Origin of the sequence: Streptomyces sp. NPDC000348 (assembly GCF_042898795.1) — a bacterium.
Lineage (GTDB): Bacteria > Actinomycetota > Actinomycetes > Streptomycetales > Streptomycetaceae > Streptomyces.
Genome location: NZ_JBIAZD010000001.1, coordinates 72,172 through 84,950, shown reverse-complemented (window position 1 = coordinate 84,950; position 12,779 = coordinate 72,172). Strand labels below are relative to the sequence as shown.

Below are 12,779 nucleotides of genomic sequence, written 5' to 3'. Positions count from 1 at the left end.
CTGCGGCCAGTCCACGAATAGTCCACAGCCCCCGACATACAGCCGCTTCGAGTGGCATACGCCTGCACATACGCGAAGACCCCGTTCTCAGCGTTTCCGCTGGTGACGGGGTCTTTGGGCACCTCATACTGGGTGCCCCCGGCAGGATTCGAACCTGCGCACACGGCTCCGGAGGCCGTTGCTCTATCCCCTGAGCTACGGGGGCGTGTCCTCCGCGCGGTGATCGCGGCGACGTGTAGAACACTACCAGTTCCCGGGGGGTGGTCAGGAACCCGTTTTCGCGGTCGGCGTCGGCGGGTGTCGGCGGGCCGGGGGTGGTCCGGAGTGCGGGGGGTCGTCCGGGCGGGGCGGAATGGGGGAAACGCCGGACGCGGTGGCCGGTGGCGACCTACTCTCGAGTTGTGCCAGGGGCGTCGGGCCGGGTTCTTGTTGTGGACGACAACAAGGTCATCCGGCAGTTGATCAGGGTCAACCTCGAGCTGGAGGGCATCGAGGTCGTGACCGCGGCCGATGGTGCCGAGTGTCTGGAAGTCGTCCATCAGGTGCGGCCCGATCTCGTCACCCTCGACGTCGTCATGCCGCGGCTCGACGGGCTCCGGACGGCCGCCCGGCTGCGCACCGATCCCCGCACCGGTCACCTTCCGCTCGTCATCGTCAGTGCCTGCACCCAGTACGAGATCGAGAGCGGGCTCGACGTCGGGGTGGACGCGTTCCTCGCCAAGCCCTTCGAGCCCGGGGAGCTCGTCCGGACCGTCCAGCGGCTGATCCCGAGTCCCCTCGGGCGCGTGCGCGGGCCCGGGGACGCCGAGCCGGCCACCGGGCACGCGGGGGGATGAACCGGCGGCGTCCACATCCCGGGACCGTGACCGAAGGCATTCGTCCACCCGCCCCCTTCCTCCCCTACGCTTGTCCCGTGACCCCCGTCGAGCTCTCCCGCACCGTGCTGCACGCGGTGCGCCGTGCCGTCGACGAGGGGGAGCTGAGGGTGGCGGTCCTGCCCGAGCGGGTTCGCGTGACGCCTCCGGGGCCCGGAGGGTGCGGGGACTACGCGACCAATGTCGCCCTTCAGCTCGCGCGGCCGGCGGGGGAGCCGCCCCAGAGGGTCGCCGAGATTCTCCGGCCTCGTCTTCTGCGAGCGCCCGGCATCAGCGAGGTCGTCGTCACCGGGCCCGGGTTCCTCAACATCGGCCTCGCGGACGCCGGGCCCGTCGGTCTCGTGCGCGAGATCCTGCGGCGCGGTTCCCGGTACGGGCACGGTGACGCCCTGAGCGGCCACACCGTCCGGCTCCGGGCGGACCGTGAGGTGCGGGCCGTCGTCCAGGCCGAGGCGCTCGGCCGGATCCTCCGGTCCCAGGGCGCCGTCGTGCACCTCGACGACGAGCACGGCACCGTCGTCCGCCCCGTCCCGGCGCCCGCCGACCCCCTCCCGCTCGGCCGCGACGCCGCCCAGTGGGCCCTGCTGCACCCCGCCCCGCACGACCGGCCCCGGATCGGTGACGAGCACCTGGCGCAGCGGGAGAGCAATCCGCTCTTCCGGGTGCGGTACGCCCACGCGCGCACCCGGGCGCTCCTGCGCAACGCCGCCGACCTCGGATTCGGGCCCGAGCCCGGTCCCGTGGCGGAGGGCCGGTCGTTGGTCCAGGTCCTCGCCGACCACCCCCGTGTCCTCGCGGCCGCCGCCGCCCACCGGGCGCCCGACCGGCTCGCCCGGCAGCTCGTCGCCGTCGCCGACGCCATACCGCCCCTGCTTCCCGCCGTGTTGCCCCTCGGCGACGAGAAACCCTCGGCCGCCCACCGGGCCCGGCTCGCGCTCGTCGACGCCGCCGGGACGGTGCTGGCCGGCGGCCTGTCCCTGCTCGGCATCGACGCACCCGACCACCTCTGAGAGACCCCAGAGAGAGCATCATGAGCCGTTCCGCACACCCCGCCGGGCCCCGTCACGCCGACGTCCTCCCCGAGGGCCACTACTCCGCACCGCCCACCGACCTCAACGCCCTCGACCCCAAGGTGTGGGCCGAGACCGTCACGCGTGGCGAGGACGGTGTGCTCACCGTCGGCGGGATCGACGTCAAGCGGCTCGCCGAGGAGTTCGGCACCCCCGCCTACTTCCTCGACGAGCAGGACTTCCGGGCCCGGGCGGGGGCCTGGCGCACCGCCTTCGGCGGCGACGCCGACGTGTTCTACGCCGGCAAGGCGTTCCTCTCCCGGGCCGTCGTGCGGTGGCTGGACGAGGAAGGGCTGAACCTCGACGTGTGTTCCGGCGGCGAGCTGGCCACCGCGCTGTCCGCCGGGATGCCCGCCGAGCGGATCGCCTTCCACGGCAACAACAAGTCCGTCGCGGAGATCCGGCGGGCCGTGGAGGCCGGGGTCGGGCGGATCGTGCTCGACTCCTTCCAGGAGATCGTCCGGGTCGCGCACATCGCGCAGGAGCTCGGCCGGCGGCAGCGGGTGCAGATCCGCGTCACCGTGGGCGTCGAGGCGCACACGCACGAGTTCATCGCCACCGCCCACGAGGACCAGAAGTTCGGCATCCCGCTGGCCGGGGGGCAGGCGGCGGAAGCCGTACGGCGGGCGCTCCGGCTGGACGGGCTGGAGCTCATCGGCATCCACTCGCACATCGGGTCGCAGATCTTCGACATGTCCGGGTTCGAGGTGGCCGCGCACCGGGTGGTGGGGCTGCTCAAGGACATCCGCGACGAGCACGGGGTCGAACTGCCCGAGATCGACCTCGGGGGCGGGCTCGGCATCGCCTACACCAGCGACGACGACCCGCGCGAGCCGCACGAGATCGCCAAGGCGCTCACCGAGATCGTCACCCGGGAGTGCGAGGCCGCCCGACTCACCCCGCCGCGCATCTCCGTGGAGCCGGGGCGCGCCGTCGTCGGGCCCACCGCCTTCACGCTCTACGAGGTCGGCACCATCAAGCCGCTGGAGGGGCTGCGGACGTACGTCTCCGTGGACGGCGGGATGTCGGACAACATCCGGACCGCGCTGTACGACGCCGAGTACAGCGTCGTCCTGGCCTCCCGGGTCTCCGACGCCGAGCCGATGCTGTGCCGGATCGTCGGCAAGCACTGCGAGAGCGGGGACATCGTGGTGAAGGACGCCTTCCTGCCGGCGGACCTGGCGCCGGGCGACCTCGTCGCCGTACCGGCGACCGGGGCGTACTGCCGGTCCATGGCCAGCAACTACAACCACGTCCTGCGTCCGCCCGTCGTCGCGGTCAGGGACGGCGAGGCGCGGGTGATCGTGCGGCGGGAGACGGAGGAGGACCTCCTCCGGCTCGATGTCGGATGAGCCGTGGTGGCCGTGGTGCCGGACACACGGTGATGCCGGACGGGCCGCGGTGTCGGAGGGACCGCGGTGTCGGATGAGCGGCGAGGCCGGACGGACCGCGGTGTCGGACGGACCGCAATGCCGGACGAGCCGCCATGCCGGACGGGCGGCGACGAAGACCGTGATCGGGTGACGGAAGATCTTCTGTCTTTCCGGTCATGAAAATGAAATAGATGTCTCACAATCCGGACCAAGGGAAGAAAGTCCCGTCCGGTGAGTGAGACTGGTGCAACCGAGACGGTAATCAGGAATCGAGGTCGGATGATGCGTACGCGTCCGCTGAAGGTGGCGCTGCTGGGCTGTGGAGTGGTCGGCTCAGAGGTGGCGCGCATCATGACGACGCACGCCGACGACCTCGCCGCCCGTATCGGGGCCCCGGTGGAGCTGGCGGGCGTGGCCGTGCGGCGGCCGGACAAGGTGCGCGAGGGCATCGACCCGGCCCTGGTCACCACCGACGCCACCGCACTCGTCAAGCGCGGCGACCTCGACATCGTCGTGGAGGTCATCGGCGGGATCGAGCCCGCCCGTACGCTCATCACCACCGCCTTCGAGCACGGCGCCTCCGTCGTCTCCGCGAACAAGGCGCTGCTCGCCCAGGACGGCGCCGCGCTGCACGCCGCCGCCGAGGAGCACGGCAAGGACCTCTACTACGAGGCCGCCGTCGCCGGCGCCATCCCGCTGATCCGCCCGCTGCGCGAGTCGCTCGCCGGGGACAAGGTCAACCGGGTGCTCGGCATCGTCAACGGCACGACCAACTTCATCCTCGACAAGATGGACTCCACCGGCGCCGGCTACCAGGAGGCCCTGGACGAGGCCACCGCGCTCGGGTACGCCGAGGCCGACCCCACCGCCGACGTCGAGGGCTTCGACGCCGCCGCCAAGGCCGCCATCCTCGCCGGGATCGCCTTCCACACGCGGGTGCGTCTCGACGACGTCCACCGCGAGGGCATGACCGAGGTCACCGCGGCCGACTTCGCCTCCGCCAGGGAGATGGGCTGCACCATCAAGCTGCTCGCCATCTGCGAGCGGGCCGAGGACGGCGCGTCGGTCACCGCGCGGGTGCACCCGGCGATGATCCCGCTCAGCCACCCGCTCGCCTCCGTGCGCGGCGCCTACAACGCCGTGTTCGTCGAGTCGGACGCCTCCGGCCAGCTGATGTTCTACGGGCCGGGCGCGGGCGGCGCGCCGACCGCCTCCGCCGTGCTCGGGGACCTGGTCGCCGTGGGGCGCAACCGGGTCGGCGGGACGACGGGACCCGGCGAGTCCGCGTACGCCGCGCTGCCCGTCTCGCCGATGGGCGAGGTCGTCACGCGCTACCACATCAGCCTCGACGTGGCCGACAAACCGGGCGTTCTCGCCCAGGTCGCGACCGTGTTCGCGGAGCACGGTGTCTCGATCGACACGGTTCGCCAGCAGGGCAAGGACGGTGAGGCCTCCCTCGTCGTCGTCACCCACCGTGCGTCCGACGCGGCCCTCGGCGGGACCGTCGAGGCGTTGCGCAAGCTCGACACCGTGCGCGGTGTCGCCAGCATCATGCGGGTTGAAGGAGAGTAACCAGCAATGACCCACCAGTGGCGCGGAATCATCGAGGAGTACCGGGACCGGCTGCCGGTATCCGACACCACGCCGGTCGTGACGCTCCGCGAGGGCGGCACGCCGCTCGTGCCCGCGCAGGTGCTCTCCGAGCGCACGGGCTGCGAGGTGCACCTCAAGGTCGAGGGCGCGAACCCGACCGGGTCCTTCAAGGACCGGGGCATGACCATGGCCATCTCCAAGGCGAAGGAGGAGGGGGCCAAGGCGGTCATCTGCGCCTCCACCGGGAACACCTCCGCCTCCGCCGCCGCGTACGGCGTGCGCGCGGGCATGGTCTCCGCCGTGCTCGTGCCGCAGGGCAAGATCGCGCTCGGCAAGATGGGCCAGGCGCTGGTCCACGGGGCGAAGATCCTCCAGGTCGACGGCAACTTCGACGACTGCCTCACGCTGGCCCGCGCGCTGAGCGACAACTACCCGGTGGCACTGGTCAATTCGGTCAATCCGGTGCGTATCGAGGGGCAGAAGACCGCCGCCTTCGAGATCGTGGACATGCTGGGCGACGCGCCCGACATCCATGTGCTGCCGGTGGGCAACGCGGGCAACATCACCGCGTACTGGAAGGGGTACAAGGAGTACGCCGCCGACGGGATCAGCACCAGGACGCCGCGGATGTGGGGCTTCCAGGCCTCCGGCAGCGCGCCGATCGTGCGCGGCGAGGTCGTCAAGGACCCGTCGACCATCGCCACCGCCATCCGCATCGGCAACCCCGCCTCCTGGGACTTCGCGCTCGCCGCGCGGGACGAGTCCGGCGGCGCCATCGACGAGGTGACGGACCGTGAGATCCTGCGCGCCTACCGGCTGTTGGCCTCGCAGGAGGGCGTCTTCGTCGAGCCCGCGTCCGCCGCGTCGGTCGCCGGTCTGCTGAAGGCCGCCGAGCAGGGCAAGGTCGACCCGGGGCAGAAGATCGTGTGCACCGTCACCGGCAACGGTCTGAAGGACCCGGACTGGGCCGTCGCCGGCGCCCCGCAGCCGGTCACCGTCCCGGTGGACGCCGCGACCGCCGCCGAGCGGCTCGGCCTCGTCTGACGCGAGCGGCGGCCGCGACCGCGGCCGCCGCTCGCGCCCGCAGGACCGGCGTAAGGGCGCGCCCACCTGGGAAGGTTCTCCACGGGGGGCACAGGGGGCTTGCGACACGCATCGTGCGCCTCCTGTGCGCCCTATGTCGCCACTGAACCTTCCTTCGATAGGCTGTACCGAACCCGCCCGCCGCATATGCCGCGGTACCGCGGCGTCTCCGTGGTCCGGAAAGCGGCCCGGAGCGGCCCGGAGAGCGGCCGGCCACCCGGCCGGCGGCGATCCCAGGGGGTTCCGTACGTCCTCGAATGTCCATCGAATGTCATTCGACAGTCACGCAGCTCAAGGAGAGTCTTCGAGCGATGGCCGGTCCCGCGTTCCGCGCCGCCGCCGTCCGGGTGCGCGTCCCCGCCACCAGCGCCAACCTCGGCCCGGGCTTCGACGCCCTCGGCCTCGCGCTGGGTCTCTACGACGACGTGGTCGTCCGGGTGGCCGACTCCGGGCTGCACATCGACATCGCCGGTGAGGGCGGCCAGACCCTCCCGCGCGACGAGAGCCACCTGCTCGTACGCTCCCTGCGCACCGCCTTCGACCTGCTCGGCGGACAGCCGCGCGGTCTGGAGATCGTCTGCGCCAACCGCATCCCGCACGGCCGCGGCCTGGGCTCCTCCTCCGCCGCCATCTGCGCCGGCATCGTCGCCGCCCGCGCCGTGACCATAGGCGGCGAGGCCAGGCTCGACGACACCGCGCTCCTCGAACTCGCCACCGAGATCGAGGGCCACCCCGACAACGTCGCGGCCTGTCTGCTGGGCGGCTTCACCCTGTCCTGGATGGAGGGCGGCGCGGCCCGGGCGATCAGGATGGAGCCCGCCGATTCCATCGTTCCGGTGGTTTTCGTGCCCGGTAAGCCGGTCCTCACCGAGACCGCGCGCGGCCTGCTCCCGCGCACCGTGCCGCACGTCGACGCCGCCGCCAACGCGGGCCGGGCGGCCCTGCTCGTCGAGGCCCTGACCAGGCGCCCCGAGCTGCTGCTGCCCGCCACCGAGGACCGACTGCACCAGGAGTACCGCGCCCCGGCCATGCCCGAGAGCGCCGCCCTGGTGGAGCGGCTGCGGGGGGACGGGATCCCCGCGGTGATCTCCGGCGCCGGACCCACGGTCATGGCACTGGCCGACGCGGACACCGCCGACAAGGTCGAAGCACTGGCCGGCACCGACTGGGCCGCCAATCGGCTCGGTCTCGACGTGCGGGGCGCGAGCGTCCTTCCGCTCGCCACCTGACACACGGTTGCCGGATTTCGAGAGGGGGAATGTTTGTTGGATCCGGTAGTGTTAACCTCAAGTCTGCACCCGACCCCACCATGGCGAGGTGCCTCGTGTCCCCGTCCGGGACAGACATTCTTCCGGGAGTCCCCCAAGCCACACTGTGTCCTCCACCACGTACGCGGGCAGTACGTCGTGCGCGGACATTGAACGGCCTGCCGGGCGTACTCCGGAACCGGTGCGACCACGCCACGTGACACTGGGTGCCACGGCTCGGGGAAGCGCCATCACCAGATATTTCTTCCGCCGCTCAGGCGGACAACCGCCCCGGCACGGTTCACACAGCAAGGACCGATGCCGGACAGCACAACCGGTCGCCGAGCCAGACAGGCCGACGTCCGCTCCAGGGAAGGACCCTTCGTGAGCGACACCACCGATCTGATGGGCGCACGTGTCGAGGAGACCGCTGCCGCGCCCGCCACGGACGCCTCCGCGCCTGCCTCCGGTGCCGGCTCCCGGCGGCGCCGCGGTACCGGCCTCGAGGGCATGGTGCTGGCCGAGCTGCAGCAGGTCGCATCCGGCCTCGGCATCAGGGGCACCGCGCGCATGCGCAAGAGCCAGCTGATCGAGGTCATCAAGGAGGCGCAGGCCGCCGGAGGCGCCGCCCCGGCCAAGGCCGAGGCCGCCGCCGAGACCAAGCCCAAGCGCCGCGCCACCTCCCGGACCCGTACGGGTGAGGCCGCGGAGAAGAAGGCCGACGCCAAGGCCGAGCAGGCCCCCGCCGAGAAGGCCGCGGCCCAGCAGCAGATCGAGATCCCGGGCCAGCCCTCCCCGAAGGCCTCCGGCCAGCCCGAGCAGGCCGAGGAGGCCGCTCCCGCCGAGCGCCGCCGCCGTCGCGCCACCGCCGAGGCGGGCGCCCCGGCCGCCGCCGCGACCGAGACGGTCGCCGCCGAGGCGAAGGCCGAGCCCAAGGCCGAGACCCCGGCCCAGCAGCAGGGCGACGCCAAGGCCGACCAGGACGGCGGCGAGGGCCGCCGCCGCGACCGCCGCGAGCGCGGTCGCGACCGCGGCGAGCGTGGCGACCGCGGTGAGCGTGGCGACCGCGGTGAGCGTGGCGACCGCGGTGAGCGCGGCGACCGCGGTGAGCGCGGTGACCGTGGTGACCGCCGCGGCAAGGGCGACGACCAGCAGCAGGGCCAGGGCGGCCAGGGCCGTCAGCAGAGCCAGCAGGCCGGCGGCCGGCAGGACCGTCAGCACGACGACGACGACTTCGAGGGCGGCCGCCGTGGCCGTCGCGGGCGCTACCGCGACCGCCGTGGCCGTCGTGGCCGCGACGAGATGGCCTCCGAGCCGCAGCTCACCGACGACGACGTCCTGATCCCGGTCGCCGGCATCCTCGACATCCTCGACAACTACGCGTTCATCCGGACCTCCGGCTACCTGCCCGGCCCGAACGACGTGTACGTCTCCCTCGCCCAGGTCCGCAAGAACGGCCTGCGCAAGGGCGACCACGTCACCGGCGCCGTGCGCCAGCCCAAGGAGGGCGAGCGCCGCGAGAAGTTCAACGCGCTGGTCCGCCTGGACTCCGTCAACGGCATGGCGCCCGAACACGGCCGCGGCCGCCCGGAGTTCAACAAGCTCACCCCGCTGTACCCGCAGGACCGCCTCCGCCTGGAGACGGACCCGGGCGTGCTCACCACGCGGATCATCGACCTCGTGTCGCCGATCGGCAAGGGCCAGCGCGGTCTGATCGTGGCCCCGCCGAAGACCGGCAAGACCATGATCATGCAGGCGATCGCCAACGCGATCACCCACAACAACCCCGAGTGCCACCTGATGGTCGTCCTGGTCGACGAGCGTCCGGAAGAGGTCACCGACATGCAGCGGTCGGTCAAGGGCGAGGTCATCTCCTCGACCTTCGACCGCCCGGCCGAGGACCACACCACGGTCGCCGAGCTCGCCATCGAGCGCGCCAAGCGCCTGGTGGAGCTGGGGCACGACGTCGTCGTGCTGCTCGACTCGATCACCCGCCTGGGCCGCGCGTACAACCTCGCCGCCCCGGCCTCCGGCCGCATCCTGTCCGGTGGTGTCGACTCGACCGCCCTGTACCCGCCGAAGCGCTTCTTCGGTGCGGCCCGCAACATCGAGGACGGCGGTTCGCTGACCATCCTCGCCACCGCCCTGGTGGACACCGGGTCCCGCATGGACGAGGTGATCTTCGAGGAGTTCAAGGGCACCGGCAACATGGAGCTCAAGCTCGACCGGAAGCTCGCCGACAAGCGCATCTTCCCCGCGGTGGACGTCGACGCGTCCGGTACCCGCAAGGAGGAGATCCTGCTCGGCAACGAGGAACTGGCCGTCGTCTGGAAGCTGCGCCGGGTGCTGCACGCGCTCGACCAGCAGCAGGCGATCGAGCTGCTCCTCGACAAGATGAAGCAGACCAAGTCGAACGCCGAGTTCCTGATGCAGATCCAGAAGACGACGCCGGGCAACGGCGACTGACGCCGCGCCTTCCACCGAAAGGGCCGCTCCCGCAGGGGAGCGGCCCTTTCGCGTGCGGAACCCCTCGCACACCGGCCCGGCTCGCCGTGCGCACCCGTCCCGCGTTTCCCCGTCCGCCCCGACGGCGGGACGATGGAGGGCGTACGGCCGTGAAGGCCGGGCCCGACACCGAGTGCGGGAGACGACCGACCTAGGACGACCGACCGAGGACGAACCGACCGAGGACGAGCCGAGGAGCACATGGCTGCCGAGAGCACACCGGGCCACCGGGGCGAGGGGCGCCGGCGGACACCGCGCGACAAGCGGCACCGGGGCCTGAGGGCCGCGGCCTGGACCGCCGCCGGCATCGTCGTCCTCGGCGGCGCCGGCGCCGGATACCTGTACGCCAGGCTCAACGGCAACATCGAGAGCGTCGACATCGACCGGGCCCTCGGCACCGACCGGCCCGAGAAGGCCGGCAACGGCTCCGAGAACATCCTCGTCCTCGGCTCCGACACCCGCTCCGGCGGCAACGAGGCGCTCGGCGGCGGCGCCGACGACGGAAGCGCCCGTTCCGACACCGCGATGATCGTGCACGTCCACCGGGGCCACGAGAGGGCGAGCGTGGTCTCCCTCCCGCGCGACACCCTCGTCGACCGCCCCGCGTGCACCGGCACCGACGGCGGCGCCCACCCCGCGGCGAGCGGCGTGATGTTCAACTCCGCCTACGCCACGGGCGGGGCGGCCTGCGCGGTGAAGACCGTCGAGTCGCTCACCGATCTGCGCATGGACCACTACCTGGAGGTCGACTTCACCGGCTTCCGGAAGCTCGTCGACGAACTCGGCGGCGTCGAGGTCACCACCGGCGAGGACATCGACGACCCCGACAGCCATCTGGAGCTGGCGGCCGGCACCCACCGGCTCGACGGCGAACAGGCCCTCGGCCTGGTACGCACCCGGCACGGCGTCGGCGACGGCTCCGACCTCGGCCGCATCCGGCTCCAGCAGGCGTTCGTCAAGGCCCTGGTGCGGCGGATCGGCGAGGTCGGCGTCCTCACCGACCCCAGGAAGCTGTACGGCCTCGCCGACACCGCCACCAAGGCCGTCACCACCGACTCCGGCCTGGGCTCGGTCAACGCCCTGATGTCCTTCGCCTCCGGCCTGAGGAACATCACCCCCGCCGGCCTGCGCATGATCACCATGCCGGTCCGGTACGACCCGTCGAACGGCAACCGGGTCCTGGTGGAGGAGACCCGGGCCCGGCAGGTCTGGGACGCGCTGAAGAACGACGAGCCGATCCCGGAGTCGGCCACCGGAGGCACGGCCACCGGGGGAACGAAGGGCGGGGCCGACGCCGGGTAGGGGCGCGGGTCCGTATCGACATGCGGCTCCGCCGCGTGGGCGCGGCAAGCCCTCACCGGCCCGCGGGGAATACACGACGCGAGCCCCCGGTTTTGGGGGATGGCGCCAGTCCTGGCAGACTGGTCAGTCGGCCCCGGTTCACGCTCCCGCACCCCGCGGATGCGACCCGGCGCCCTCCCGAACCTAGGAGACACCTTGAAGCGCGACATCCACCCCGAGTACGTCGAGACGCAGGTCAGCTGCACCTGCGGCGCGTCGTTCACCACCCGCAGCACGATCGAGAGCGGCGCCATCCGCGCCGAGGTCTGCTCCGAGTGCCACCCGTTCTACACGGGCAAGCAGAAGATCCTCGACACCGGTGGCCGTGTGGCCCGCTTCGAGGCCCGCTTCGGCAAGGCCGCCGGCTCCAAGAAGTAGCGAGCCCCATACCGCCGGTCCACGGCCGCGTCCCCGCTCACGCGAGTGAGCCGAAGGAGTGCGTCGGTGTCGAGGGCGCGAGCGCGCGGAGGCCCGAAGGGCTGAGCACGATCGTGTTCTCGACACCGACTTGAGCACTCCGGAGGCGAACTGCGCAGATGAAGGGGGGCGGGCCGGGACCGGCGTTTTTGGTCGTCCGCCCTTCACCCCGTACCAGCAGGAGCCCATGATGTTCGAGGCAGTCGAGGAACTCGTCGCCGAGCACGCCGACCTGGAGAAGAAGCTCGCCGATCCGTCGGTCCACGCCGACCAGGCCAACGCGCGCAAGCTGAACAAGCGCTACGCCGAGCTCACCCCGATCGTCGCCACGTACCGCTCCTGGAGGCAGACGGGCGACGACATCGAGACCGCGCGCGAACTGGCCGCCGACGACCCCGACTTCGCCGCCGAGGTCAAGGACCTGGAGCGGCAGCGCGAGGAGCTCACCGAGAAGCTCCGCCTGCTGCTGGTCCCGCGCGACCCCAGCGACGACAAGGACGTCATCCTGGAGATCAAGGCGGGCGCGGGCGGCGACGAGTCCGCCCTGTTCGCCGGCGACCTGCTGCGCATGTACCTGCGCTACGCCGAGCGCGTCGGCTGGAAGACCGAGATCATCGACGCCACCGAGTCCGAGCTGGGCGGCTACAAGGACGTCCAGGTGGCCGTGAAGGCCCGCGGGCAGACCGAGCCCGGCCAGGGCGTGTGGGCCCGGCTGAAGTACGAGGGCGGCGTGCACCGCGTGCAGCGCGTGCCGGCCACCGAGTCGCAGGGCCGCATCCACACCTCCGCGGCGGGTGTCCTGGTGACCCCCGAGGCGGAGGAGGTCGACGTCGAGATCAACCCCAACGACCTGCGCATCGACGTCTACCGGTCCTCCGGTCCGGGCGGGCAGTCCGTCAACACCACCGACTCCGCCGTGCGCATCACGCACATCCCGACCGGAGTCGTCGCCTCCTGCCAGAACGAGAAGAGCCAGCTGCAGAACAAGGAGCAGGCACTGCGTATCCTGCGCTCCAGGCTCCTCGCGGCGGCGCAGGAGGAGGCGGAGCGGGAGGCCGCCGACGCCCGTCGCAGCCAGGTCCGCACCGTCGACCGCTCCGAGAAGATCCGTACGTACAACTTCCCGGAGAACCGCATCTCGGACCACCGCGTCGGCTTCAAGGCGTACAACCTGGACCAGGTCCTGGACGGCGACCTCGCCGCGGTGATCCAGGCCTGCGTCGACGCGGACTCGGCCGCCAAGCTCGCCGCCGCGTAAATCCCGTAGACAGCCCG

The 12,779-nt window shown here is 72.0% G+C and carries 10 protein-coding genes and 1 tRNA gene; 10 read left to right on the top strand and 1 reads right to left on the bottom strand.

Features of this window, described 5'->3' with window-relative positions; translation table 11 throughout:
* Nucleotides 1-133: 133 nt before the first annotated feature.
* A tRNA-Arg gene (locus ACFY3N_RS00415) sits at nucleotides 134-205 on the bottom strand.
* Nucleotides 206-314: 109 nt separating this feature from the next.
* On the opposite strand from ACFY3N_RS00415, the gene ACFY3N_RS00410 reads away from it, so the two are divergent.
* The 10 genes from ACFY3N_RS00410 to prfA all read left to right on the top strand — a co-directional run bounded on the left by ACFY3N_RS00410 (nucleotide 315) and on the right by prfA (nucleotide 12,762).
* On the top strand, nucleotides 315-836 hold the full coding sequence (locus ACFY3N_RS00410; protein WP_390814428.1) for a response regulator: 522 nt from the start codon (nucleotides 315-317) through the stop codon (nucleotides 834-836).
* A 77-nt stretch (nucleotides 837-913) separates the two neighbouring features.
* Complete coding sequence (gene nrtL, locus ACFY3N_RS00405; RefSeq protein ID WP_390814427.1) at nucleotides 914-1,885, top strand: ArgS-related anticodon-binding protein NrtL; 972 nt, start codon at nucleotides 914-916, stop codon at nucleotides 1,883-1,885.
* A gap of 20 nt (nucleotides 1,886-1,905) precedes the next feature.
* Nucleotides 1,906-3,297 (top strand): diaminopimelate decarboxylase, encoded by a 1,392-nt coding sequence (gene lysA / locus ACFY3N_RS00400; RefSeq protein ID WP_390814426.1) that lies wholly within the window; start codon nucleotides 1,906-1,908, stop codon nucleotides 3,295-3,297.
* A 300-nt stretch (nucleotides 3,298-3,597) separates the two neighbouring features.
* Nucleotides 3,598-4,890 (top strand): homoserine dehydrogenase, encoded by a 1,293-nt coding sequence (locus tag ACFY3N_RS00395; RefSeq protein ID WP_390814425.1) that lies wholly within the window; start codon nucleotides 3,598-3,600, stop codon nucleotides 4,888-4,890.
* Between the two features lie 6 nt (nucleotides 4,891-4,896).
* Entirely contained in the window at nucleotides 4,897-5,955 is a 1,059-nt protein-coding gene (thrC, locus tag ACFY3N_RS00390; RefSeq protein ID WP_390814424.1) for a threonine synthase, read from the top strand.
* A 350-nt stretch (nucleotides 5,956-6,305) separates the two neighbouring features.
* Nucleotides 6,306-7,223, top strand: coding sequence for a homoserine kinase (thrB, locus tag ACFY3N_RS00385; RefSeq protein ID WP_390814423.1), 918 nt, complete (start codon nucleotides 6,306-6,308; stop codon nucleotides 7,221-7,223).
* A gap of 402 nt (nucleotides 7,224-7,625) precedes the next feature.
* Nucleotides 7,626-9,707: a transcription termination factor Rho gene (gene rho / locus ACFY3N_RS00380; RefSeq protein ID WP_390814422.1), complete on the top strand. Its 2,082-nt coding sequence runs from the start codon at nucleotides 7,626-7,628 to the stop codon at nucleotides 9,705-9,707.
* Nucleotides 9,708-9,947: 240 nt separating this feature from the next.
* Nucleotides 9,948-11,048 carry an LCP family protein gene (locus tag ACFY3N_RS00375; protein ID WP_390814421.1) on the top strand — a complete coding sequence of 367 codons (1,101 nt, stop codon included), beginning with the start codon at nucleotides 9,948-9,950 and terminating at the stop codon, nucleotides 11,046-11,048.
* A gap of 195 nt (nucleotides 11,049-11,243) precedes the next feature.
* Nucleotides 11,244-11,465, top strand: coding sequence for a 50S ribosomal protein L31 (rpmE, locus tag ACFY3N_RS00370; protein WP_161291551.1), 222 nt, complete (start codon nucleotides 11,244-11,246; stop codon nucleotides 11,463-11,465).
* A gap of 229 nt (nucleotides 11,466-11,694) precedes the next feature.
* Complete coding sequence (gene prfA / locus ACFY3N_RS00365) at nucleotides 11,695-12,762, top strand: peptide chain release factor 1 (RefSeq protein ID WP_390815011.1); 1,068 nt, start codon at nucleotides 11,695-11,697, stop codon at nucleotides 12,760-12,762.
* Nucleotides 12,763-12,779: the final 17 nt, after the last annotated feature.